This is a genomic window from Rhodococcus sp. MEB032 (assembly GCF_030208925.1).
GTDB classification, from domain to species: domain Bacteria; phylum Actinomycetota; class Actinomycetes; order Mycobacteriales; family Mycobacteriaceae; genus Rhodococcus_F; species Rhodococcus_F qingshengii.
In genome coordinates this window covers 53,548-76,876 of sequence record NZ_JARVSY010000007.1, presented here as the reverse complement: position 1 = coordinate 76,876, position 23,329 = coordinate 53,548, and the positions used below count along the sequence as shown (strand labels likewise).

The window sequence follows — 23,329 nt, the reverse complement described above, 5'->3', positions numbered from 1 at the left end:
CCTTTCTCGTGTACTGGTTGCTAACGAGCGGTGTAGTTGGGTGCTTCGACAGTCATCGTGATGTCGTGCGGATGGCTTTCCTTCAAACCGGCCGCCGTGATCTGGACGAACTGAGCGTTCTGCAGGTGCTCGATCGTCGCCGACCCCGTGTATCCCATGGCAGCGCGCAGACCACCGGTGAGCTGGTGCGTCACCTGCGAGAGCGGGCCACGGAACGGAACACGTCCTTCGATGCCTTCCGGAACCAACTTGTCCTCGGAAAGTACGTCGTCCTGGAAGTACCGGTCCTTGGAGTACGACTTGGCCTCGCCACGCGACTGCATCGCGCCGAGCGAACCCATTCCGCGGTAGCTCTTGAACTGCTTGCCGCCGACCAGAATCAGTTCGCCGGGCGATTCAGCGGTACCGGCCAGGAGTGAACCCAGCATGGCCGTCGACGCACCTGCGGCAAGAGCCTTCGCGATGTCACCGGAGAACTGGAGTCCACCGTCGGCGATGACGGGCACACCGAGAGGCTTGCACGCGGCAACCGCTTCCAGGATGGCCGTGACCTGAGGGGCACCGACACCGGCGATGACGCGGGTGGTGCAGATGGAACCAGGGCCGACTCCGACCTTGACGGCATCGACGCCGGCTTCGACCAGTGCCAGAGCACCCGCGCGCGTAGCGACGTTGCCACCGATGATCTGAACCCGCTCGCCCAGTTCACGCTTGAGCTTGGCGATCATGTCGAGAACGTTGGACGAATGCCCGTGCGCACTGTCCACCACGAGTACGTCCACACCGGCATCGGTGAGCGCCATCGCGCGCTGGAAGGCGTCATCGCCGGCACCGACTGCAGCGCCGACGAGCAGTCGACCGTCACGGTCCTTGGTGGCGTCGGGATGCTGCTCGGTCTTGACGAAGTCCTTGACCGTGATCAGACCGGTGAGCTTGCCGTTGCCGTCGACGATCGGCAGCTTCTCGATCTTGTGCCGACGAAGAAGGCCCAGTGCCACGTCAGCGGTGACGCCTTCCTGAGCGGTGATCAGGGGCATCTTGGTCATGATCTCCGCGACCGGGCGATTCTGGTCGACCTCGAAACGCATGTCCCGGTTGGTGACGATGCCAACCAGCTGGCCGGCGTCGTCGGTGACAGGCAGACCCGAGATGCGGAAACGAGCGCACTTCGCATCGACCTCACCCATCGTGTCGGTCGGCTTACACGTGACGGGATCGGTCACCATGCCGGCCTCGGAACGCTTGACCGTCTCGACCTGTCCTGCCTGGACCTCAACCGACGAGTTGCGGTGCAGAACACCCATGCCGCCGGCGCGTGCCATCGCAATTGCCATGCGCGACTCGGTGACGGTGTCCATCGCAGAACTGACCAACGGAATCCGCAGACGGATGTCGCGGGTCAGTTGACTGGACGTGTCGACCTGGCTCGGGATGACGTCGGACGCAGCCGGCAACAGCAGCACGTCGTCGTATGTCAGTCCCAGCATCGCGACCTTGTTGGGGTCGTCTCCTCCGGTGTGTACATGTCCTGCAGAACTACTCATGCGGTCAGGACCCTCCATGGACCTAGATTCGCCCAGGGCGACCGCTGTAGCAGCCGCCTCGAAACGGATTACGAAAGCTGGATATCGGATAGAAGGCGCCTGCACGGAAAGAAATTCCTGGCACCTTTTCCCGGCGTTGCACACCATGGTATCGGCTCACTCAAAGGTCCGAACCATCCCACCCACGCTGCGTGTACGCGTAACAAGTGGCGCTGACCCCCCTGACCTGCGTACCGTGGTGCTGTGCGTGATCAACTGCCCCCCGGTCTGCCGCCAGATCCCTTCGCCGGCGACCCAGCTGACCCCTCCGCGGCTCTCGATGCCATCGAGCCGGGCCAACCACTCGACCCCCACGAACGCCAAGCGGTCGAGGAGGATCTCGCTGACCTCGCTGTTTACGAGGCACTCCTCGCTCACCGCGGTATCCGCGGTCTCGTAGTCTGCTGCGAGGACTGCCAACAGGATCACTACCACGACTGGGACATGCTGCGCGCAAACCTGCTGCAGCTGCTCGTGGACGGAACCGTCCGCCCTCACGAGCCTGCCTACGACCCGATGCCTGAGGCATATGTCACGTGGGACTACTGCCGTGGATACGCCGACGCGTCGATGAACGAGGCGATGCACGGCGACGGTTTCGACAGCTGAGCGAAACCTCACCCAAGCTCATACGAAAGTGGCCGACAAGCAATTGCTTGTCGGCCACTTTCGTTTGAATTCAGATCGGAACGATGCGATCAGGGCGGGGGTGACGAAGAATCACCCGACGGAGACGAGGCCGGCGCCAGAGGCGTCGTTGTCGTCGTTGTCGTCGTTGTTGTCGTGGTCGTTGCCGTGGGCGACGATGACGGTGTCGACGACGCCGCGCTTGGACCAGGCGCCTGCATGATTCCAGGATTGGGCGTTGTCGTCGTGGTCACACCCCCAGGCAGCTGAGGGTTCGCCGGATTGACGGAGATCCCCGGAATCGCCGTGGGAGAGGTGGCAATCGAGGACTGCTGGTCGGTCGTCGACGGCGGCACTGCGGGTGACGTGGTCTCCTGGACCTGCGTCATCAACTTGCCCCAACGCTCGACGAGGTCGGTCTTGTCCTGCGAGTCCTTGACCGCATCGGCACGGTGAGCTGCGTTGTCCAGCACCATCTTTGCCGCAGGAATGTCCCCGGCAGCCAACAACCGCTCGGCTTTTTCCAGCTCGGAAGTCGTGTCGATCTTCGCAACTGTCGAGTTGGCCTCGTCGGCGAAGACGACCTGCTTGACGCCCCACAGGGCATCGCCGGGCTGGGCGTCGTACGCCATCGCCGTGGCGCCACCGAAGACCACTGCTGCAACTGCTGCAGCGGCGGCGATCGGACGAACCACACGCAATCGAGAACGGGAACGTGAACGCTGACGATCGGAGAAGCCGGACGGCGTCGCTGTGATTGCAGCGATGACATCGTCCAACAACGGACCCTCGGGCATCGGAGTCGCAACGACATCGTCACGCCATTGCGAGAGGATCAACGCAAGTTCGTACTGTTCGGTGCTATCGGTTGCTACCGGCCCACCATTCGAAATGGATTCGATCAGCGCATCGTCACGCCGAACCGCAGCCAAATCCACTGGCGTACCGTCGTCGGCGAGATCACCGAGATTCGAAGCGTCATGCCCCTCGTCTCTAGCCAAAGCTCTCACCTGCTTTCGTCACTTCTTTTTTCAGTTTCGCGATCGCTCTGTGCTGAGCGACTCGTACAGCTCCGGCGGTACTACCGACGGCGACGGCCGTTTCCTCGGCCGACATCCCGACCACCAGGCGAAGTATCAAGATTTCTCGATGCTTCTCCGGAAGTGTGCCGAGAAGTTCGTGCATCTGTCTGCTGGACTCCGAATCGAGAGCTCGCTGTTCGGGACCATCATCCAGTGCTATTACATCCGGTACTTCGGAAACGGGCTCCGACTTGTTACGGGCGGAGCTTCGATGTGCGTCCGCAACCTTGTGCGCGGCAATTCCGTACACAAAGGCCATGAACGGGCGTCCCTGGTCCTGATAACGCGGCAGCGCGGTCATCACGGCCAGACAGACTTCCTGTGCGACGTCGTCAGCGGACAGGTGTCCTCTCTCGGCCGCACCCACTCGACCGCGGCAGTAGCGCACCACCATCGGTCGGATGTTCTCCAGAACCAAAGCTAGAGCTGTACGGTCGCCCTGCGCAGCAGCGGCGACCGCGGTGTCCAACTCATCGCTCGTATTTGTCATCGTCAGCGAAAATCCTGGCGTTACAGTGGCACCTCCCGAGCGGGTGTGCTCCCGCTCTCAGCGGAACCCTCTAAGAGTAACCATCCGGACCGACTGGTCTCCGCATACCTGCCCAGCAGTCGCGATATCGATACAGCTCCTTCTGGAATGTTCTCCGGAGACTTCGGTGGAGTGGTTACGACAAAGGTAGGAGTGATCCACCACGCATCGCAATCAGATCGCCGATCTCCCGGGCACTCGGTGAGGTTCTCTCACCGCTGACACCTTCGATCAACAGAGACGACGCCCAGGCCAGGGGCAGCAGGCCGTATTGCCGGCACCGCGCGAACACATCTGCTGCCATCTTCACGGCTGCGCTCGCGTCGGTTCCGGTCAGCGCGGCGCTACGCAGCAGATCCGACTTCACGCGGTGCCGCACAGACTCCGATTCCGCTGACAATTCGACGGCGCGTTCTGCGTGTCTGCGGGCACGAGCGAAGTCGCCTCCCGCCAACGCCAATTCTGCGGAGACCCATTCGATCCGAATTTCCTGCCGCCACAGCCCGCCCTCGGCATCCAGACGCGCCCGACATTGCGCCAGCAGGCGCCAGCCGAGCGGGAGCCTGCCACAGCCGAGGGCGTCTGCGGCCAGACCGGTCAGAGCGTCACAGGCAGCCTCTGGATCACCTGGCAGGCCGCCGACGATCGCCAGTGCGCGCCCGTCCCACGTGGACGCGAGTGCATGGCGTCCGCTCTGGCGAAGAAACGACGCCCTCGTGCTGGCAGACAGAGAGGCAAGAACTCGATCCGAGTGCGCCGAGAACCCGGCCGTGAGCCGATCGAGGACATCCAATGCAGCCCGCGCTCTTGCGTAGTGGCCCTGACCACCCAGCACTACTGCCGTTGTCCACCAATCTCGGGTAGAGCAAGGCGCCGGGAGGCGGTCGAGATCCGGATCCGCACCGAACGCGGCAGACTCGAGGGACCCTAAAAGTGCAGTTGTTTCGTTGGGCACAGGTGATTGAGGGCGCGCAGGTGTCGACACAGGTTGATCATCGCAGCAGCACGAGCGGACATTCGCACGACCGGCGTCACACCAACGATGCCAAAAGTCGCACGAAACACGAAAAGGCAATTTTGTCGGAGTTAATCAGATATTCAACTGAGATTTGCCAAATGTACTCGTAATGATATTTAACGGGCATATATCCGTGACGTTAACTGCGCATTACTTATTGGACGGATGTCCTAGTTGAAACTTGGGCACTAAGTCCCGAAATGGAGTGCAACCCCGCCCACGCAATATCGGACAAATGACGCAAACCGAGCCGAATGACCGAGTGATTTCGCCGGGCGATCAGCCTCGAACATATCCCTGATCTGTGGGTTTCGCATCTCGAGCTGCCAGGCTTGCCGGCCGCCACCTCGATCGACCCAATTTCGACATCGGCGCAGAACAACGCACGAGGGGCCCGAAATGTAAATATATACTTCGTTAACTCTCGCATTTCGATATATGCCGATCGCCACTGAACGAGCCTATTGACGCGATTTACTCAGCACCCTTACGGTTAGCAAGCGTGAACGATTCAGAAGGCCCGGATAACCTCCGGGCAACTTGGTCCGCTCGTTGATCAACGCGAGCTTGCAGTAAGGAGTCAACATGCCTGCACCGAATCACCTTCCAGGCCCCAACGCAGACATCTGGGACTGGCAGATGCACGGTCTGTGCCGCGGAGTCGACTCCTCCATGTTCTTCCATCCCGATGGCGAACGCGGTAGAGCACGTGCCCAGCGCGAAACCCGCGCAAAAGAGATGTGCCGTCAGTGCCCGGTCCTGATGCAGTGCCGCAGCCACGCGCTGACCGTCGCCGAGCCGTACGGCATCTGGGGAGGAATGTCGGAAACCGAACGTGAACTACACGCGCGCCACCGTCGCACCACCCGCATAGCTTCCTGATACACGTAGGTACAGCGCACTAGGCCCCCGAGAGTTTTCGGGGGCTTTTGCGTGTGGACGGGACACCGTCGAAAAGAATTTCCGACACGACCCATCCGACCGACGCCCGCCTCCGAATGCCTTCTGACAGTGCACCTCAGCACATCCCTTCAGGAAGGCAGACCCATGAACACCTCTACTCGAGTTCTGGCAGTCACCGCAGCAGCCTCTTTCGCCGTCTTCGGCGTGGTCGGTTGCTCCTCCGACGACAACGATTCGTCGACCGACACGTCCAGCGCCGCCATGACGTCTTCTGCCATGGGATCGAGCATGTCTCCCAGCAGCGCGATGGCGGAGCCTGCTTCCGATCTGGTCGGTGCCGGTTGTGCCGACTATGCAGCTGCAGTGCCGAGCGGCGCCGGATCGGTCAGCGGAATGGCCCAGGATCCGGTTGCCACAGCGGCATCCAACAATCCGTTGCTCACCACCTTGACCGCGGCGGTCTCCGGCCAGCTCAACCCGGACGTCAACCTGGTCGACACTCTCAACGGTGGCGAGTTCACGGTCTTCGCACCGATCGACTCGGCATTCGCCAAGATCGACCCCGCCACGATCGACAGCCTCAAGACGGACAGCGCCACGCTGACCAAGATCCTCACCTACCACGTGGTTCCCGGCCAGATCGCCCCTGACGCGATCGACGGAACGCACCCCACCGCCGAGGGCGGAACGGTCACCGTCACCGGATCCGGTGACAACATCAAGGTCAACGACGCAACTGTCGTCTGCGGTGGAGTCAAGACCGCAAACGCCACCGTCTACCTCATCGATTCGGTGCTGATGCCGCAGTAGTCCCCACCTGCTGTGCGCCTTTATCAACCCCCCGCGGTTAATAAAGGCGCACAGCGGCCAACGGCGGGCCAAGAGAAAAGAACCGGACATGCACGCTACGGTTGTACGCGATGAAGCGAGACAACTCTTCGTGAGCGAGCCAGACCATGCGTCGGATGCGGCCGATGCATGCCCGACGGACAATTCTGCGGCCCGCACCGCGCGAATCGCGGAATCACGCGAGCTGGCAGTGATCCTCGCGAACGTCGCCGGTGGCGACCAGAGCGCCTTCGCCGAGTTCTACGACCGAACCAGCTCCCGTGTGTACGGCATGGTTCTTCGTGTACTCCGTGATCCAGGTTTCTCCGAGGAAGCGGTCCAAGAGGTCTACCTCCAGGCCTGGAAATCAGCCGACAGCTTCGACCCTGCCAAGGGGTCCGCGCTTTCCTGGCTCCTGACACTTGCACACCGGCGCGCAGTGGATCGCGTGCGCTCAGAACAGTCGAGTTCGGATCGACAGGCTCTCTACGACACCACCAATGCCACTCCCGAATTCGACGTCGTCAGCGACGAAGTGACACGAAGAGACGAGCATCGTGCTGTCACCGACTGTCTCGAAACGCTGACGGACACTCAGCGCCAATCGGTGACTCTCGCCTATTACGGCGGCCGAACGTACCGAGAGGTGGCCGAAGATCTCGGCGTGGCGATTCCCACGATCAAGTCGCGAATTCGCGACGGACTACTGCGCCTACGTGGATGTTTGGGGGTGATGTGAGATGGACGAAGAGCTGATCGACTACGCGTACGCCTACGCGATCGATGCGTTGGACCTCGACGAGCGCCGTGAGGTCGACAAACGACTTGCCGCTTCGGACTCCGCGACCCGCGCCGAATTCGACGCCCAGGTCCGGCTCACCGCCGAAACCATGGCCGCGATGACCGTCGTCGACGCCGTCGAGCCCCCGCCGTCGCTGCGCAGAAGCGTCCTCGCCTCGATCGCAGAACAGACCGCGGCTCCCAACGCCCCGGTTTCGCTGGCCGAGCGTCGTAACCGTCGACGCCCGTGGACCATGGCTCTTGCGGCGGCCGCCGCAGTCGCAATCCTGGTCGGCGGCATCGGAATCGGACGCACGCTGTCCGACAACACGCCGCCGCAGAACGCCGCGTCCGAAATCATGGCAGCACCCGACGTTCATGCCACGACGCGTGACATCCCGGGCGGCGGTAGTGCCACGACGCTGTTCTCGCCCTCCGAAGACGCCGCAGTCCTCGTGATGAACGATGTGACTCCCCCGAGTCCGGATACCGTCTACCAGATGTGGCTGGTGCCGGGCGACACCGACGACACCACGATGATCCCGATGGGGACGATGGCTCCGGGTGACGTCAAACCCACTACTCAGGTGGTGCTCGACGGCATCGGTCCGAATACGAAGTTGGCGTTCACTGTCGAACCGCCCGGCGGATCGCAGCAGCCGACGAGCGAGCCGTTCGCAACGATCCCGCTCATCTGATCGCCAGACGAAAAAAGATCCCCCACCGGAATCCGGTGGGGGATCTCTTCTTTGTCGAAACTACGAGCAGCGAGTCAGTGGCTGTGACCGTGTCCGGTGTCGGCAACTTCCTCGGTCGGCTTCTCGACGACGGCGCTCTCGGTCGTGAGGATCATGCGCGCGACGGAAGCGGCGTTGACCACTGCCGAGCGAGTGACCTTGACCGGGTCGACGACGCCGTCGGCAAGCAGGTTGCCGTAGGTGAGGGTGGCAGCGTTGAAGCCTTCGCCCTTGGTCATCTCGGCGACCTTGCTGACAACGACGGAACCGTCGATGCCTGCGTTGCTGGAGATCCAGAACAACGGGGCGTTGAGGGCTTCGCGGACCACGGCAACGCCGGTGGCCTCGTCACCCGTCAAGCCGAGGTTCCCGATCAGAGCCGTACCGGCTTGAACGAGAGCCGATCCGCCACCGGGGACGATGCCCTCGGAAACTGCTGCCTTGGCTGCGTTGACCGCATCCTCGACGCGGAACTTGCGTTCCTTCAGATCGGTTTCGGTGGCTGCGCCGACCTTGATGACGGCCACGCCGCCGGACAGCTTCGCCAGACGCTCTTCGAGCTTCTCGCGGTCCCAATCCGAATCGGTGTTCTCGATCTCGCGACGCAGCTGCGCAACGCGGGTCGCGATGTCGTCAGCGGTGCCTGCACCGTCGACGATGACCGTCTCGTCCTTGGTGACGACAACGCGGCGAGCGCTGCCGAGCAGCTCGAGGCCGGCTTCCTTGAGCGAGAGGCCGACGTCGGTGTTGATGACGGTGCCTGCCGTGACGACTGCGAGGTCGTCGAGGAATGCCTTGCGACGATCACCGAAGAACGGCGCCTTGACGGCGACGGCCTTGATGGTCTTGCGGATGGAGTTGACCACGAGGGTGGAGAGAACTTCACCCTCGACGTCCTCGGCGATGATCAAGAGCGGCTTGCCGGATTCGGCAACCTTCTCGAGCAGCGGAAGGAAGTCGGGAAGTGAGCTGATCTTCTCGCGGAAGAGCAGGATCAGCGCGTCTTCGTAGACGGCCTTCTGCGCATCGATGTCGGTGACGAAGTAGGGCGAGAGGTAGCCCTTGTCGAACTGAACACCTTCGGTGACAACGAGTTCGGTTGCAACGGTGGAGGATTCCTCGACCGTCACGACGCCGTCGGTTCCGACACGGGTGAGTGCCTCGCCGACGAGCTTGCCGATCTCTTCGTCACGCGAGGAGACGGTGGCGACCTGAGCGATCGACTTCTCGCCCTCGACGGGGGTGGCTGCGGCGAGCAGTTCCTCGACGACCTTGTCAGCTGCGGCGTTGATGCCGACGCCGAGAGCCATCGGGTTCGCGCCCGCTGCGATGTTCTTGAGTCCGCCGCGGACGATGGCCTGGGCCAGAACGGTCGCGGTGGTGGTGCCGTCGCCGGCAACATCGTTGGTCTTGGTGGCGACGCTCTTGACGAGCTGTGCGCCGAGGTTCTCGAAGGGATCTTCGAGCTCGATCTCACGGGCGATGCTCACACCGTCGTTGGTGACGGTGGGGCCGCCGAATGCCTTGGCGAGCACGACGTGGCGTCCACGCGGGCCCAAGGTCACCTTGACGGCGTCGGCAAGCTTGTCGACTCCGGCTTCGAGAGCGCGGCGTGCGGTCTCGTTGAACGCAATTTGCTTGGACATCTGTTCTGTCAGCTCCTGAATCTTCGGGGCGTGAACGCATTCCGCCCCGGGATCCTGGGTGGACTCCGGGGCGGATCACGTGTGTCTTACTTGGAGACGACAGCCAGCACGTCGCGTGCCGACAGGATCAGGTATTCCTGGCCGGCGTACTTGATCTCGGTTCCGCCGTACTTGGAGTAGATGACCGTGTCACCCTCCTTGACGTCGACCGGGATGCGGTTGCCCTGCTCGTTGACGCGGCCTTCGCCGACTGCAACGACGGTGCCCTCCTGGGGCTTTTCCTTGGCTGTGTCAGGAATGACCAGGCCGGAAGCCGTCGTCGTTTCAGCCTCGTTGGCCTGGACGAGGATCTTGTCCTCGAGCGGCTTGATGTTGACGCTCGCCACGATGAGCCCTCCACTTTGGGGTATGTGCGTCCGAGGCGATCCTCGGACAGCTGTTTGGGTATGCCGTTTACGGCGCGTCACTGCAGTCCCGTCGTCGCGGGTGCCGGAACTCGATCAGCGCCAATTGGCACTCTATACGTGAGAGTGCCAACCCTCAAGGACTGGGCGCATTTTTCTCTTCGTCCAGAGCGAAACAGGACAGCCGTCCACCACGTTCACCTATTGTTCACTTCGTGACGAACATCAATCGCCGTAGTTTTCTGACCTTCGCCGGACTCGGCGCCGTCGGCGCGGTCAGCCTTGGCAAGCCGTGGGGCCTGCAATATGCAGGCGCGTCGACCATTCCGACGTCAGGTCCTGGCACCACTCTCGAGTCCGTGTCCACCCCCGTCAGCAGCAGCGGCTACACCAAGCTCACCGCCGGACCCGGTTGGGCGAACATCGTGCGCAGCGAGTTGGCCGAGCCGAAGTCGGGACGCGAGGACCGACGCACCGCACTCGCCTCACTCGTGCAGCTGACCGACGTCCACATCGTCGACGCCCAGTCCCCCATGCGATTCGAGTACGTCCACCAGATCACCGGCTCGGCGTTCCGCCCCCAGGAGACCCTGACGGCGCACGGGCTGATTTCACTTGTCCGCCGGGTCAATTCGATCGGCAGTGGCCCGCACACGTCGCGACCCTTCGATGCCGTCGTCACCACCGGCGACAACACGGACAACAAGGAATTCGCCGAACTCGACTGGTTCCTCACCTCACTCAACGGCGGAACCGTCGTCGCCAATACCGGTGCCAAGGACCGCTACGAGGGTGTACAGAACTCGGGTGCCGATCTCTACTGGAACCCCGAGTCACCGATGCTCGACATGTACAAGAAGGCCGGATTCCCGGAGATCCCCGATTTCTTCGGTGCCGCTTTCACGCCCGTGTCGAGCCCCGGCCTGAACACCCCTTGGTACTGCGTGTTCGGCAACCACGACGATTCGGTGTCCGGCACGGTGCCCAGCGGCATCCCGCCGCTCGAAGCGATGTACACGGGATCTCTCAAATTCGAGGTGCCTGGTTCACCGGAGCAGGCCAAGCAGATCGACGTCGCCACCAAGTTCGATCCCAGTGCGATACCCGGAATCCTGTCCGCCTTCACGACGCCGCCGCGCCAGGTCACCCCCGACCCGTCGCGCGCGCCGTTCACACCGCGACAGTTCATCGCCGCACATCTTGATCCCGCGCACACCGGTCCCGGCCCCGTCGGACACGGTTTCGCCCCCGACGCCGGCGACACCGGTATCGGTTACTACTCGTTCGAGATCGCACCGGGCGTCGTCGGCATCAGCATGGACTCCACCAACCGCGCGGGCCTCGTCGACGGTTCGCTGGGCGCCGCTCAGTTCCAGTGGATCGAGAACACCCTGCGCGCCGGCAGCAGCACCTACTACGACGCCGCGGGCTCTCGCGTCACCGAGTCGCGAGGTGACACGTATTTCGTGCTGTTCAGTCACCACACGAGCGACACGATGGACAATCTCATTCCCGACCCCGAGAACGTCCTCGAGCCACGCCTGCGCGGTTCACAGCTTCTCGACTTGCTGCATCGTTTCCCGAACGTACTTGCCTGGGTCAACGGACACACCCACGAGAACAAGATCACCCCGTGGCCCGGCGCGACCCCCGAGCAGGGCTTCTGGGAGATCAACACCGCCTCTCACATCGACTACCCGCAACTCGGACGCATCATCGAGATCGCGGACAACCATGACGGAACGGTGTCGTTGCTTGCGACGCTCTTCGAGGCGGAGAGTCCCAATTCCGTCGACTACAGCGACAAGTCGGCAGCCGGGCTCGCCTCGCTGTACCGCGAACTGTCGTTCAACGACATCCACCGCGACCCGAAGCTGACGGGTACCGGCGTCGACCAGAACGTCGAATTGTTGGTCCACACCGGACGATGACTCCGATTGCCGCAGTGTCCTAGGTGATTTCAGGTCCGCTCGAAGGCGAGCGGTGCGATTTCGCCCACGACACTGCGGCAACGACGAATCGAACACCGAATCCGATCAACACCAGATTGCAGACGATCTGAAGGCTCACGAGCCCCCGGGCAAGGTCCGTCTGCGCGGCGATGTCACCGAATCCGACTGTCGAGAAGACGGACAACGAAAAGTACAGCGCCGCCATACGCGACAGCGGTTCGGTGAAACTGCCAGGGCTTGCATGCTCCACCGAAAAATAGGTGATGGACACCAACAACAAGTACGTCGGCATCACCACCGCCACAGCTTCGACCGCCTGCAGAGATGGCACATCGGAACGCAGAATTCGCCACACCTGCCAGGTGGTCACGGCAAGTACCGCGGCGCCTCCACCGATCAAGAGGAAGATTGCACTCGCGGTATGTACATCGATCCACGGCAGAAAGAAATACGCGCATCCGAAGGCGATCACCGTCAGCGTGGGCCGAAGCACTGCACCACGGATCAGCGCGCGTCGTCGTTCCCGGTCGATGTGGGGAGAATCGCCTTTTTTCCGCATGAATCAATGATCGACAATTTCGCAGGTAAAACCACCCTTTCGGTCCGAAAAGGACGTCACGGAGACGAAAAGCACTGAGCAATCCTCACGAACCTTCTGTAACGTTCATATAACGGCGGTCGATTGAACATTGACCGGTATTGACTGTGAGGAGGTGTGCGTTGAGTTGTTCACTGGGAATTTCCACTGGATCTTCCGGTGTCTATTCAGCACTCGTCGACACCGATACCAGCACAAACGCGCCAGGCGCCGTGCCTGCCGAGACTCGCTTCGTCTCGGCGGATCAGGCCAATTCCAACGTCGGTGACCTTGTCAGAGCATCCATCAAGCTGATGACGACGCAGGTAACGGACGGATCTGAAGCGCCGCGCTCGATCGGTGTCAGCTATTGCACGGACGATCAACTCGCGAGCATCAGGTCATCTCTTTCGCGCTCGCCGAAGCAGGTCCGTGCAATCCCCGAGCCTGCCGCCGTACACGCGTATCTCGCCGAGACAGGGAAAACCGAGCGGTACGACACGACAGCTCAGGTGGACGTCGGTGATCAAGGTCTGACGGTGTCCGTCGTCGACCACACCGGTGAAGTTCTGCACTCCGACCGTATCGACGCCCTCGCAGGGGCCGGAATCGACCGGGCATTGGTCGACTTCGTGACGGAGAAGGCGCCAGGGCACTTGCGCCGGTACACCGACGCGGAACTTCTTGCCGCCCGGTGCCATGTCGCCAAAGAGCAACTGTCCACGTCCACCAAGGTGACCGTCGACCTTCCGATCGACGCGATGGCGATCACGCGCGACGAGTTCGAGGCCATCATCGCCCCGGATATCGAGCGTGCCGTCACCTTCATCCGTGAAGTCGTGAAGGGCTCACCGCGGCCCGTCGGTGCCGTTGTACTCATCGGCGGTGGCGCACACATTCCGGCCGTGCGGTCCGCCGTCGCCGCTGCCGTCGACGTCCCCATGGTCGAGATCGTCGAGCCCGAGACTGCGGCAACCAAAGGTGCTGCACTCCTGGCAGATTCGATCACCGCAATTCGTTTCCCGCTGCTGGGCTCCGGAAGTGACCAGCGCTCCGGATCCACCGCCAAGGTATCGGGAGCGTTGATCGGTGCGCTCGTGGTCGGCGGACTGGTACTCGGTTACGGCGCAAAGGAATTGGTACCGACCGACGACACCGCGGTCTCGCCCGTCGGAACGGGGTCGACCACGACGACGGTGAGCCCCGAAGCGACACCGAGCACCGGATCGACGATCATTCCGTCTCATGATCCTCTGCCCTCGGTAGCCGGCAGCACGTATCCTCGGTACGGGTATCCCACCACCCCGTTCGACTCGCAGCCTTACGACACGCACTCGTACACAACGCATCAGTACACACTTCCGCCTGCGCCGATCCCGGACACCTCGACGACAACCACGCCGCCGACCACGACAACGACCACTCCGAATTGGCCGACCATTCCCGGAATCACGCTGCCCGATCCACCGGCGTGGTGGCCGACGCTACCGGACACCGAGGCGACGCCCCCGGTCGATCCGACCGAGGCAAACCCCGGCGGCGGTCTCGGCCCGGGTGAGAGCGGCGGCGAGAACCCGACGACGCCGAAGACTCCTGGATCCGGTTCCACCGAAACCGAAATCACTACCCCTGGTGGTGGTGATCCGACGACGAAGCCCGGTGAACCGAATACCTCGATGCCCGAAAACGGTCCCGCGACCACACCGGATCGGGAACCGGCCCCGGTCGGCTGATTCTCAGTCGGCCGATTTTCAGTGCATCAACTGGCTGACGGAGACCGACAGCCCCGGGTCCGTCGCAACACTCAATTCCGAAGGGCCTGCGCCGTTTCCGATCAGGTGAGCGGCCAACGATGCGATCATCACGCCGTTGTCCGTGCACAGTCGAGGTTTCGGAATGCGCAACGTGATGCCCGCTTCGGCGCAGCGCTGCTCGGCGAGTGAGCGGATACGCGAATTGGCCGTGGCGCCGCCGCCGAGAACCAACGTGTCGACCCCGACGTCCTTGGCTGCACGCACTGCCTTCATCGTCAGGACGTCTGCAACCGCTTCCTGGAACGAGGCAGCGATGTCCGGGATCGAAAAGGTCTCGCCTGCGCGCTCTTTCGATTCGACATAGCGCGCGACGGACGTCTTGAGTCCCGAGAACGAGAAGTCGTGCCGCGAATCGCGCGGCCCCGTCATGCCGCGAGGGAAGGCGATTGCGTTCCGATCTCCCTCTTGCGCAGCAGCATCGAGTGCCGGTCCACCGGGAAAGCCGAGTCCGAGCAGTCTGGCCACCTTGTCGAAGGCCTCACCGGCGGCGTCGTCGACAGTCGTGCCCAGTTCGACAATGGGCTTGCCCAGATCTTCGACGTGAAGCAGGTGTGTGTGACCGCCGGAGACCAACAATGCGACGCACGAGGGCAACGGACCGTGCTCGAGAGTGTCCACCGAGACGTGACCGCCGAGATGATTGACCGCATAGAACGGGATGTTCCATGCTGCCGCATAGGCTTTCGCTGCGGCTACACCGACCAGCAGCGCGCCGGCCAGGCCGGGTCCGATGGTGACGGCCAGCGCGTCGGGCTTCTCGATACCGGCGGCAGCAAGGGCACGGCGCATCGTCGGCACGATCGCCTCGAGGTGAGCCCGCGAGGCCACTTCGGGAACCACTCCCCCGTACCTGGCGTGCTGATCCACGCTCGATGCCACCTCGTCGGCCAACAATTCGCAGGTTCCGTCACCGTTCCAGCGGACGATACCGACACCTGTTTCGTCGCAAGAACTTTCGACACCCATGACGATCATGCTTGCTGCTCCTCAATTTCGCGGACACCGAGCACGGCAGGCCGTCTCATCGTGTACGCATCTGCCCCACTGGGCTGGTAGTACTTCTTTCGTGTTCCGACGATCTCGAATCCTTCCCGCCGGTACAGCGCGATGGCAGGTTCGTTGTCGGTGCGCACTTCCAGGAACACCGGGCACTGCCGTGAATCCGCCAGAGCCAGAAGCGCATCGAGCAACGCGCCGCCGATTCCGAGCCGCTGAGCCGAGGGATCTGTACCGATGGTGTGAACCTCGGCCTCCATGTTCGGCGACGCCCCCAACAATGCGACTCCGGCGTAGCCGAGGACGTGACCGTCAGGCTCCCGGGCAACGAAGTAATGATTATGTGCGCCTGCAAGTTCCGAGACGAACGCTTGTGCGCTCCAGGGTCCGTCGCCCGCGAACAACGCGCGCTCCAACTCCGCGCACCGTTCGGCGTCATCGACGTTCATCGGCTCGATGCTGTACTTCATCTGCTCTGTCTCACTTGCCACGTTCTGCAAGGGTCTTCGCGTCCGGGCGTCGGAGGTACAGCGGCTCCAGCGGGGCCGGAACCGAGCCGGACAGGATCTCGCGAGCAGCGACTGTCACCAACCCGGCCGGTGAAGGTGTCTCCGCCGGGTCGACGGGTAGATCGAAGAAGTCCACGTGCGAAGCGGATCCGGCAATCAGCGTCGAAGGCGAAGGATCGACGTCGCCGGCGGAATTCACAGCCGGTCCTTCGACGCGCACTCCGCCGTCATAACGCGCCCAGTAGATCTCGCGACGCCTCGCGTCAGTCACGACGAGCAGGCTCGGTGTGGTCGGTACCGCAGCCGCGATCGCATCGAGGCTGCACACGCCGTACACGGGAACACCGAGTGCGTCACCGAAGGCAGCGCCCGTCGCCATGCCGACACGCAGTCCGGTGTACGGCCCTGGCCCGACACCCACGACGACGGCGTTCAAGTCGGCCGGTGTGAGCCCTGCCTCTGCGAGGCATTCGAGGACGTGAGGGGTCAAGACCTCGGCGTGCGCACGAGGATTGACCGTGACACGCACGGCAAGCGTCTCCACTGTGTCCGGTGACTCTGCGTCCGGTGACACTGGGTCCGGTGACGAAGCCGACAGGGAGACGACTCCGGCAGTGACTGCCGGAGTGGAGGTGTCAATTGCGAGAACAAGCACGATTTCTCAGGGTACCCGCACGTGAAGAACTACTTCCGGCCCGGGAGGGTCACGACGTCCAGGACCAACTCGCAGTCCGCACATCCGATTCGGGTTCCCGATGAAGCTGCACTCGCAGGTGCCGTTCGACGAGCCTTTCCGCGACGTCACCACCCCATTCGACCACCACCACTGCATCGGTGAGGTCGGTGTCGAGGTCGAGGGCATCGAGTTCGTCGAGCGCATGCGGTCCGCTGTCTCCCAGCCGGTATGCGTCGACGTGGATCATGCCGACGGGAACTCCGCCGCCAGGGCGGATGCCCGGACGATGCTCACGAGCGATGACGAACGTCGGGGACGTCACCCGGCCCTGCACCCCGAGCCCGGCGCCGATTCCGCGCGTCAACGCGGTCTTGCCTGCCCCGAGTGGACCGTCCAGCACCACCAGGTCGCCGGCAACAAGTCCCGCCGCCAAGCGTCGGCCGAAAGCCTCGGTATCCTCGGCCGTTTCCAACGTGATCTGTCCGGACACGGGAAGTCCCGTGGAGTTCTCAGCCGACATCGGACCGCTCTTCTACCTGCGCTCGCTGCACCAACTTGTCGATTGCGTCCGTCACGATCGCCGGGAACTCGAGCTGCACCAGATGGCCGGCCCCGTGAACTCGCACGAGTTCGGATTCGGGGAGATCGGCGGCGAGACGCTTGGAGCTGATGAACGGAATCATCATGTCTTGATCGCCGCAGATCACGACTGCCGGTGTGTGCGCGAGGACCTCGAGAGAAGTGGACTCGTCGTGCAGTTCCAACGTCCGCAGGAAATTGACGATGGTCACAACCGAGGTGCGGTCGAGCATGCCGTCCGAGAGTTCATGCAGCCGTGGGCTGACATCGGTGCCGTACGAGGCCGCACGCAGGATCGGCGTGATCAATACTCGCGCAGCGCCCCGGGCATGCTGAACTACTCCTGGTGAGGTGCGCACTGCCAACCGGAATCCGTCGATGATCGGATTCTGCAGATTGCGGGTCAGGCCGGTCTCCGCCAGGCCTGCCGCCGTCGTCGCGACCAGCCCCACGCCGATGACTCGGCCCTCGAACCATTCGGGTCGCTGACCGGCGAGCGCGAGTACCGTCATGCCGCCCATCGAGTGACCGACCAGAACTATCGGCCCCTTGGGTACCTTGGCCTCGACGACGGTCGCGAGGTCGCGGCCGAGCTGAGAAACCGTACAACTCTTCGAACGCGGCATGCCCGAGTCTCCGTGTCCGCGCTGGTCGTAGAACACCATGCGAACCTTGTTGCCCCATCGCTCTTCGAGCTGGCGGCGCTGGAAATGCCAGGACAGCGCACTCAGGCAGTATCCGTGCACGAAAACGACTGTCAGCGGAGCGTCGTCCGGTCCCACTTCGCGAACTGCCAGCTCGACACCGTCCTCGGTGCGCACCGTGCTCTTGCGGTCGCGCGTCATGAGGTCGAAGTCCTCGTCCGCGTAGATTTCCCGGCCCGGACGCGTCGCGGTCTTGAATGCGTTCACGCCGGCCATCGAGCCGAGCGCCACGGCGCTGAGCAGGCCACCGAGAATGCTCATCTTTCCTGCAGTCTTCATGACGTCTCTCCCCCGATGTACGTACGCACAGTGCGTCCACGTATCCCGGTCACGACCTCGTAGTGAATGGTGTCGAGTACGTCGGCCCAGGCCTGCGCGTTGGGTTCGCCGTGATCGCCGTTGCCGAAGAAGATCGCGGTGTCGCCTTCGCGAACTCCGTCACCGTCCGGACCCAGGTCCACCAATACCTGGTCCATGCAGATTCGCCCGACAGCCTGGCGACGCTTACCGCCCAACTGCACTTCGAACTTGCCACTCAGTGAGCGAGACAAACCGTCGGCGTAGCCGACGGGAAGCAGCGCAAGAGTGGTGTCGTGCGGTGCGACCCACTGATGCCCGTAGGAGACGCCCTCTCCGGCGGCTACCTTCTTCACCAGAATCACCTTCGCTCGCAGCGTCATCGCCGGTCGTAAACCGAAATCTCCGAGTTCGGGCACCGGAGACAATCCATATATCGCGATTCCGGGCCGAACCATGTCAAACCGCAGGTCAGGACGGGTGACTGTAGCAGCGGAGTTGGAAAGATGAACGACTTCGGGGTCGAATCCGCGAGCGCGGACGTCGGCAACCGCGTCGATCAAACGCTGCTTCTGCATGTCGATGACGTCGTGATGCGGTTCGTCCGAGTGCGCGAGGTGAGAGAACACTCCGCGCAGCCTGATCGTGCCCTCGTCCCGCGCAGTGGCGAGGTCGTCGAGCATCTGCGGCCACTCGGTTCTCGATACGCCGTTGCGATTGAGACCGGTGTCCACCTTGAGCGTCACCATCGCCTTTTGTCCCAGAACCCGTGCCGCGTCGACGACAGCGGCCAGGTGTCGCGGGGAGGACACGCCGATCTCGACGTCCGATCGGATCGCCGAGGCGAAATCGGCGTCGACGCCGTGCAGCCAGGCAAGAACGGGAGCGGTGATGCCTGCCTCGCGAAGGACCAGTGCCTCCGCGATGGTGGTGACGCCGAGTTCCCGGGCTCCCGCCGAGAGCGCCGTCCGCGCCACCGCAACTGCGCCGTGGTTGTATCCGTCCGCCTTGATGACCGCCATCAACGCTGCATCCCCGGCAAATTCACGCAGAACACGCACGTTGTGCGCGATCGCGTCCAGATCGACGACTGCCTCCGTCTGCGGCCCTACTGCGTCGTCGAGTCGGCTCGCCTTCCCCTCCGCAGGCTCCTTCGGTGCTCTTCCCTGGGCAAGCGTCATGGCGACAATCCTGCCACCCACGCAGAATCGGACACGTGTTCGGGTTTGAACACCCTCAATCGAGGGCAAAAGAGCGAAGCACACGCACCGATTCCCGCAGACCTCCCAGCAGGGGTGAAGCCGAAATCGGTGCTCCGGCGACATCCCTCTGACCGCCGGCAGCGGCGATGTTCGCAGCCAACGCGTGAGCCCGCGCCCCGACGGCCCCGGCTTCGAGAGGGCTCAGACCCGACGCCAGCAACGCACCGATCACACCGGAGAGGATGTCACCCGAGCCTGCCGTCGATGCCCAGGAGCCGCCGGCGTCGTTGACCAGCACCTCACCGCCGGGATCCGAGATCACCGTCGTATGGCCCTTCAACAGGACCGTGACTCCGAGGCGTGCGGCAAGAGCACGCGTGGCCGCGATCCTGTCGTCGCCAAGAGTTGTGAATCGAGCGAACTCGCCGGCGTGGGGCGTCAACAGTGTCGGCGCGGTCCGGGCTGCGACAAGTTCGGGACGCTGAGCGAGGAGGGTAAGTCCGTCCGCATCGACAACAACGGGTACATCAGTAGCCAGCACCGACGCCAGAAGTCGCGCGGCGTCGTCGTCGGTACCCATACCGGGGCCGACCACCCACGCCTGAACTCGCCCGGCGGCTTGGAAGGTCTCACTCGCAATCACCTCCGGGAACCGGGCGAGCACCTCGGTGGCGCCGTGCCCGGCGTAGCGGACCAGGCCGGCGGTCGCGGTCACCGCGGCACCGGTACAGAGCACGCCCGCGCCGGGATACTGCTCACTTCCCGCAACGATGCCCACCACACCCTGCGAATACTTGTCGTCCTCCGGACCGGGCACCGGCCACAGCGCACCGACCTCCGCCGGATCGAGCGAACCGAATTCGGGTTCGCCGACGCTCAATCCGATGTCCACGAGTTCGACACGACCACACAGCGGAGCCGCGAGTACGTGTACCGGCTTGAGCGCACCGAATGTGACCGTCACATCAGCGGTCACCGACGGGCCGTCCACTGCGCCGGTGTTCGCGTCGACGCCGCTCGGAAGATCGACCGCCACGATCGGTGCATCCACCTGGCCGACGAGATCGGCCGCGTCAGGCCGTAGACCGCCGTGCCCGGAAATCCCGACGATGCCGTCGATCACCAGATCCGGCGACCCGACTTCGGCGGCGACTCGGCCGCCGGCCTTCAAGAGAGCATCGAGGCCCGCCCGATGAGCGCGCGCCGGATCGAGCAACACGGCCCGCACGCTCACACCTCGTTTGCGGAGCAACGCACCGGCCCACAGGGCATCACCGCCGTTGTCGCCCGTACCGACCAGCAGCGTCACCGACCGATGCGCGACCGACCCTGTACGGGAACGCAATTCGTCCGCGACTACTCGCGCAAGACCGTACGCCGCTCGACGCATCAGCACCCCGTCGGGCAGCTTGTCGAGCAGCGGCGCCTCAGCTGCTCGCACCTGATCGGCTGTGTAGTACCCACGCATGTCGGAACCCTTCAGTTGCCGTCGCTACCCTCGAAACCATGAAATCACGTCTTCGCCCGGCAATCGCGGGTCTCGTGCTCGCTCTCGGTCTGGTCGGGTGCAGTTCCGGCACCGACTCCACACCACCGGCTCCGGAAACGACGGCCAGCGGACCCGTGGTGACCATCTCCGGGATGGCGTACTCCCCCGCGTCCATCACCGTGAATGTCGGCGAGACGGTCACGTGGGTGTTCGACGACAACGGAATGGCCCACGACGTCAACGGCCTCGGGGACGCCAAGGGCAAACTCCGCAGTCCGCTCAAGAAATCGGGAACCTACACCTACACGTTCACCGAACCCGGAACCTACGACTACACCTGCACACCGCATCCCGAGATGCGCGGAACCGTCGTCGTCGAGACGCCGTAACGCGCTCGGACCCCACAGTCTTGCGACTGCGGGGCCCGATTTTCTAGCGAAAGCTACTCGACCGTAACCGATTTCGCCAGGTTACGCGGCTTGTCGACGTCGTAGCCACGCGCCGCGGCAACCTCGGCCGCAAAGATCTGCAACGGAACCGTGGACAGCAACGGCTGCAGCAGAGTCGGTGACGCCGGAATCTCGATCAGGTGATCCGCGTGCGCCGCGGCGACGGTGTCGCCTTCCTCAGCGATGACGATAGTCGTCGCCCCGCGCGCCTTGATCTCCTGAATGTTGGACACCAACTTCGAGTGCAGGACAGCGCGGCCCTGCGGCGACGGCATGACGATGATGACCGGAAGGTCCTCCTCGATCAAGGCGATCGGGCCGTGCTTGAGCTCACCGGCGGCAAAGCCCTCGGCGTGCATGTACGCGAGTTCCTTGAGCTTGAGCGCACCCTCGAGCGCCACCGGGTAGCCGACGTGACGCCCCAGGAACAGCACGGTCGACGCGTGCGCGAACTGGCGCGCCAACGCGCGCACCGGTTCTGCCGTCTCGAGTACCTTGCTGACCAATGCGGGCATCGCTTCGAGGTCGGCGTACTCGCGGGCGACCTCGTCCGGATACTTGGTTCCGCGAGCCTGCGCCAAAGCCAAACCGACGAGGTAGTTCGCGGTCACCTGCGCCAGGAACGCCTTGGTGGACGCGACCGCGATTTCCGGTCCTGCCCGGGTGTAGAGGACTGCGTCGGCTTCACGCGGGATCTGTGCACCGTTGGTGTTGCAGATCGCCAGGACGCGTGCCTTCTGGTCCTTGGCATGCTTGACAGCCTCGAGCGTATCGGCCGTTTCCCCCGACTGCGAGATTGCGACAACAAGCGTCGAGCGATCGAGAACCGGGTCGCGGTAACGGAATTCGCTGGCGAGTTCGACCTCGACAGGTAGACGCGTCCAATGCTCGATCGCGTACTTCGCCAACAGACCGGAGTGGTAAGCGCTACCGCAAGCGACAACGAACACCTTGTCGACGTCGCGCAGTTCCTGATCGGACAACCGCTGCTCGTCGAGGACGATCTTCCCGTTCTCGAAGTGGCCGAGGAGCGTGTCGGCGACAGCGGTCGGCTGCTCTTCGATCTCCTTGAGCATGAAGTAATCGTGACCACCCTTTTCGGCGGCCGCGAGATCCCAGTCGATGCGGAACGGGCGTCCTTCTGCCTCGTTACCCGCGAAGTCGGAGATCCGGTAGCTGTCGGCAGTGATCACCACTGCCTGATCCTGTCCGAGTTCAACCGCATCGCGTGTGTGCTCGATGAATGCAGCGACGTCGGAGCCGAGGAACATCTCGCCCTCACCGACACCGACTACGAGCGGTGTCGAGCGGCGCGCGGCGACAATCGTGTCCGCATGATCAGCGTGCGTGAAGACGAGCGTGAACGCACCTTCCAACCGACGAACCACCGACAGCGCACTCTCGATGAAATCACCTGCCGTCGGCCCCTGGGCGTACGCCCGGGCGACGAGGTGAACCGCGACCTCGGAATCCGTGTCGCTCTGCAGTTCGACGCCTGCAGCCTCGAGCTCCGCACGCAGCGGGGCAAAATTCTCGATGATTCCGTTGTGAACGACAGCCAGCTTGCCCGAGGCATCACGATGCGGGTGCGCATTGCGGTCCGTCGGACGCCCATGCGTCGCCCAACGGGTATGGCCCATACCGGACGTACCGACGAAGTGATCCGCACCGTACTCGCCGAGCTCCGCCTCGAGGTTGGCCAACTTACCGGCCTTACGCTCGATCTCGACCCCACCGGTTCCGTCGAGAATCGCGATTCCCGACGAGTCGTACCCGCGATACTCCATTCGTCGCAAAGCCTCCACCACAACGCCCAGAGCTGGGCGGTGGCCGACGTATCCCACGATTCCGCACATGGTGACTCAGGGTACTTGGACATCGGCGGTGGGCGCATTTTGCGGTTCCCGCACCTGGTTGCGGCGTCCGCTCCGCATACACGAGGCGGCTC

Annotated in this window: 23 protein-coding genes; 8 read left to right on the top strand and 15 right to left on the bottom strand. The window is 63.3% G+C overall.

Annotated features, from left to right (window positions below; genetic code table 11):
* Positions 1-20 precede the first annotated feature (20 nt).
* The gene (gene guaB, locus QRN54_RS07210; protein WP_003940903.1) at positions 21-1,544 is read right to left on the bottom strand and encodes an IMP dehydrogenase; all 1,524 of its coding nucleotides are present in this window, start codon (positions 1,542-1,544) and stop codon (positions 21-23) included.
* Between the two features lie 243 nt (positions 1,545-1,787).
* Between guaB and QRN54_RS07205 the strand changes: the two genes are divergently transcribed.
* On the top strand, positions 1,788-2,192 hold the full coding sequence (locus tag QRN54_RS07205; protein WP_003940777.1) for a DUF5319 domain-containing protein: 405 nt from the start codon (positions 1,788-1,790) through the stop codon (positions 2,190-2,192).
* Between the two features lie 89 nt (positions 2,193-2,281).
* On the opposite strand, the gene QRN54_RS07200 is transcribed toward QRN54_RS07205, so the two are convergent.
* The 3 genes from QRN54_RS07200 to QRN54_RS07190 form a co-directional block, all read right to left on the bottom strand.
* Positions 2,282-3,220, bottom strand: coding sequence for an anti-sigma-D factor RsdA (locus tag QRN54_RS07200; RefSeq protein WP_228402069.1), 939 nt, complete (start codon positions 3,218-3,220; stop codon positions 2,282-2,284).
* Positions 3,204-3,782: a sigma-70 family RNA polymerase sigma factor gene (locus QRN54_RS07195; RefSeq protein ID WP_003940953.1), complete on the bottom strand. Its 579-nt coding sequence runs from the start codon at positions 3,780-3,782 to the stop codon at positions 3,204-3,206. The genes QRN54_RS07200 and QRN54_RS07195 overlap by 17 nt, the downstream gene beginning before the upstream one ends.
* Positions 3,783-3,957: 175 nt before the next feature.
* Positions 3,958-4,656 (bottom strand): hypothetical protein, encoded by a 699-nt coding sequence (locus QRN54_RS07190; RefSeq protein ID WP_474338670.1) that lies wholly within the window; start codon positions 4,654-4,656, stop codon positions 3,958-3,960.
* 768 nt (positions 4,657-5,424) lie between these two features.
* Here QRN54_RS07190 and QRN54_RS07185 point away from each other — a divergent pair.
* From QRN54_RS07185 to QRN54_RS07170, 4 genes are all read left to right on the top strand, one after another.
* Positions 5,425-5,721 (top strand): WhiB family transcriptional regulator, encoded by a 297-nt coding sequence (locus QRN54_RS07185; protein WP_003940939.1) that lies wholly within the window; start codon positions 5,425-5,427, stop codon positions 5,719-5,721.
* 165 nt (positions 5,722-5,886) lie between these two features.
* Positions 5,887-6,552, top strand: coding sequence for a fasciclin domain-containing protein (locus QRN54_RS07180; RefSeq protein ID WP_007728616.1), 666 nt, complete (start codon positions 5,887-5,889; stop codon positions 6,550-6,552).
* An 88-nt stretch (positions 6,553-6,640) separates the two neighbouring features.
* Positions 6,641-7,309: a sigma-70 family RNA polymerase sigma factor gene (locus QRN54_RS07175; protein ID WP_007728615.1), complete on the top strand. Its 669-nt coding sequence runs from the start codon at positions 6,641-6,643 to the stop codon at positions 7,307-7,309.
* A gap of 1 nt (position 7,310) precedes the next feature.
* Positions 7,311-8,048, top strand: coding sequence for an anti-sigma factor (locus QRN54_RS07170; protein ID WP_064443365.1), 738 nt, complete (start codon positions 7,311-7,313; stop codon positions 8,046-8,048).
* 74 nt (positions 8,049-8,122) lie between these two features.
* Here the strand turns inward: QRN54_RS07170 and groL are convergent, their stop codons facing one another.
* A complete protein-coding gene (gene groL / locus QRN54_RS07165; protein ID WP_003940715.1) occupies positions 8,123-9,733 on the bottom strand; it encodes a chaperonin GroEL in 1,611 nt (536 codons plus the stop codon).
* A gap of 86 nt (positions 9,734-9,819) precedes the next feature.
* Positions 9,820-10,119 carry a co-chaperone GroES gene (gene groES / locus QRN54_RS07160; RefSeq protein WP_003940763.1) on the bottom strand — a complete coding sequence of 100 codons (300 nt, stop codon included), beginning with the start codon at positions 10,117-10,119 and terminating at the stop codon, positions 9,820-9,822.
* Between the two features lie 233 nt (positions 10,120-10,352).
* Between groES and QRN54_RS07155 the strand changes: the two genes are divergently transcribed.
* Complete coding sequence (locus QRN54_RS07155; RefSeq protein WP_050656359.1) at positions 10,353-12,068, top strand: TIGR03767 family metallophosphoesterase; 1,716 nt, start codon at positions 10,353-10,355, stop codon at positions 12,066-12,068.
* A gap of 19 nt (positions 12,069-12,087) precedes the next feature.
* On the opposite strand, the gene QRN54_RS07150 is transcribed toward QRN54_RS07155, so the two are convergent.
* Positions 12,088-12,648 (bottom strand): potassium channel family protein, encoded by a 561-nt coding sequence (locus QRN54_RS07150; RefSeq protein ID WP_054782245.1) that lies wholly within the window; start codon positions 12,646-12,648, stop codon positions 12,088-12,090.
* Between the two features lie 161 nt (positions 12,649-12,809).
* Between QRN54_RS07150 and QRN54_RS07145 the strand changes: the two genes are divergently transcribed.
* Complete coding sequence (locus tag QRN54_RS07145) at positions 12,810-14,399, top strand: Hsp70 family protein (protein ID WP_285181796.1); 1,590 nt, start codon at positions 12,810-12,812, stop codon at positions 14,397-14,399.
* An 18-nt stretch (positions 14,400-14,417) separates the two neighbouring features.
* Here QRN54_RS07145 and tsaD read toward each other — a convergent pair whose 3' ends face one another.
* The 7 genes from tsaD to QRN54_RS07110 are packed head-to-tail and all read right to left on the bottom strand — an operon-like array spanning position 14,418 to position 20,911.
* The gene (gene tsaD, locus QRN54_RS07140; RefSeq protein ID WP_007728610.1) at positions 14,418-15,455 is read right to left on the bottom strand and encodes a tRNA (adenosine(37)-N6)-threonylcarbamoyltransferase complex transferase subunit TsaD; all 1,038 of its coding nucleotides are present in this window, start codon (positions 15,453-15,455) and stop codon (positions 14,418-14,420) included.
* Positions 15,452-15,946 (bottom strand): ribosomal protein S18-alanine N-acetyltransferase, encoded by a 495-nt coding sequence (gene rimI, locus QRN54_RS07135; protein WP_054831463.1) that lies wholly within the window; start codon positions 15,944-15,946, stop codon positions 15,452-15,454. Before rimI ends, tsaD begins: the two co-directional genes overlap by 4 nt.
* Positions 15,947-15,956: 10 nt before the next feature.
* A complete protein-coding gene (gene tsaB / locus QRN54_RS07130; RefSeq protein ID WP_054188122.1) occupies positions 15,957-16,640 on the bottom strand; it encodes a tRNA (adenosine(37)-N6)-threonylcarbamoyltransferase complex dimerization subunit type 1 TsaB in 684 nt (227 codons plus the stop codon).
* A 49-nt stretch (positions 16,641-16,689) separates the two neighbouring features.
* Positions 16,690-17,181, bottom strand: coding sequence for a tRNA (adenosine(37)-N6)-threonylcarbamoyltransferase complex ATPase subunit type 1 TsaE (tsaE, locus tag QRN54_RS07125; RefSeq protein ID WP_064073930.1), 492 nt, complete (start codon positions 17,179-17,181; stop codon positions 16,690-16,692).
* Positions 17,171-18,223 carry an alpha/beta fold hydrolase gene (locus QRN54_RS07120; RefSeq protein WP_285181795.1) on the bottom strand — a complete coding sequence of 351 codons (1,053 nt, stop codon included), beginning with the start codon at positions 18,221-18,223 and terminating at the stop codon, positions 17,171-17,173. Before QRN54_RS07120 ends, tsaE begins: the two co-directional genes overlap by 11 nt.
* Positions 18,220-19,422: an alanine racemase gene (alr, locus tag QRN54_RS07115; protein ID WP_007728606.1), complete on the bottom strand. Its 1,203-nt coding sequence runs from the start codon at positions 19,420-19,422 to the stop codon at positions 18,220-18,222. The genes QRN54_RS07120 and alr overlap by 4 nt, the downstream gene beginning before the upstream one ends.
* A gap of 55 nt (positions 19,423-19,477) precedes the next feature.
* On the bottom strand, positions 19,478-20,911 hold the full coding sequence (locus tag QRN54_RS07110) for an NAD(P)H-hydrate dehydratase (protein ID WP_042922489.1): 1,434 nt from the start codon (positions 20,909-20,911) through the stop codon (positions 19,478-19,480).
* Between the two features lie 38 nt (positions 20,912-20,949).
* On the opposite strand from QRN54_RS07110, the gene QRN54_RS07105 reads away from it, so the two are divergent.
* Positions 20,950-21,321: a plastocyanin/azurin family copper-binding protein gene (locus QRN54_RS07105; protein WP_003940908.1), complete on the top strand. Its 372-nt coding sequence runs from the start codon at positions 20,950-20,952 to the stop codon at positions 21,319-21,321.
* Between the two features lie 53 nt (positions 21,322-21,374).
* Here QRN54_RS07105 and glmS read toward each other — a convergent pair whose 3' ends face one another.
* The gene (glmS, locus tag QRN54_RS07100; RefSeq protein ID WP_003940837.1) at positions 21,375-23,237 is read right to left on the bottom strand and encodes a glutamine--fructose-6-phosphate transaminase (isomerizing); all 1,863 of its coding nucleotides are present in this window, start codon (positions 23,235-23,237) and stop codon (positions 21,375-21,377) included.
* Between the last annotated feature and the right edge of the window lie 92 nt (positions 23,238-23,329).

What these genes read in the sequence shown, in the direction of transcription:
- glmS (WP_003940837.1), bottom strand. Translation starts at nt 23,237, where the DNA reads ATGTGCGGAATCGTGGGATACGTCGGCCACCGCCCAGCTCTGGGCGTT.
- QRN54_RS07195 (WP_003940953.1), bottom strand. Translation starts at nt 3,782, where the DNA reads ATGACAAATACGAGCGATGAGTTGGACACCGCGGTCGCCGCTGCTGCG.
- QRN54_RS07110 (WP_042922489.1), bottom strand. Translation starts at nt 20,911, where the DNA reads ATGCGTGGGTACTACACAGCCGATCAGGTGCGAGCAGCTGAGGCGCCG.
- QRN54_RS07150 (WP_054782245.1), bottom strand. Translation starts at nt 12,648, where the DNA reads ATGCGGAAAAAAGGCGATTCTCCCCACATCGACCGGGAACGACGACGC.
- tsaE (WP_064073930.1), bottom strand. Translation starts at nt 17,181, where the DNA reads ATGTCGGCTGAGAACTCCACGGGACTTCCCGTGTCCGGACAGATCACG.
- alr (WP_007728606.1), bottom strand. Translation starts at nt 19,422, where the DNA reads ATGACGCTTGCCCAGGGAAGAGCACCGAAGGAGCCTGCGGAGGGGAAG.
- guaB (WP_003940903.1), bottom strand. Translation starts at nt 1,544, where the DNA reads ATGAGTAGTTCTGCAGGACATGTACACACCGGAGGAGACGACCCCAAC.
- QRN54_RS07170 (WP_064443365.1), top strand. Translation starts at nt 7,311, where the DNA reads ATGGACGAAGAGCTGATCGACTACGCGTACGCCTACGCGATCGATGCG.
- QRN54_RS07120 (WP_285181795.1), bottom strand. Translation starts at nt 18,223, where the DNA reads ATGAAGACTGCAGGAAAGATGAGCATTCTCGGTGGCCTGCTCAGCGCC.
- QRN54_RS07180 (WP_007728616.1), top strand. Translation starts at nt 5,887, where the DNA reads ATGAACACCTCTACTCGAGTTCTGGCAGTCACCGCAGCAGCCTCTTTC.
- rimI (WP_054831463.1), bottom strand. Translation starts at nt 15,946, where the DNA reads ATGAAGTACAGCATCGAGCCGATGAACGTCGATGACGCCGAACGGTGC.
- tsaD (WP_007728610.1), bottom strand. Translation starts at nt 15,455, where the DNA reads ATGATCGTCATGGGTGTCGAAAGTTCTTGCGACGAAACAGGTGTCGGT.
- QRN54_RS07185 (WP_003940939.1), top strand. Translation starts at nt 5,425, where the DNA reads ATGCCTGCACCGAATCACCTTCCAGGCCCCAACGCAGACATCTGGGAC.
- groL (WP_003940715.1), bottom strand. Translation starts at nt 9,733, where the DNA reads ATGTCCAAGCAAATTGCGTTCAACGAGACCGCACGCCGCGCTCTCGAA.
- QRN54_RS07105 (WP_003940908.1), top strand. Translation starts at nt 20,950, where the DNA reads ATGAAATCACGTCTTCGCCCGGCAATCGCGGGTCTCGTGCTCGCTCTC.
- QRN54_RS07175 (WP_007728615.1), top strand. Translation starts at nt 6,641, where the DNA reads ATGCACGCTACGGTTGTACGCGATGAAGCGAGACAACTCTTCGTGAGC.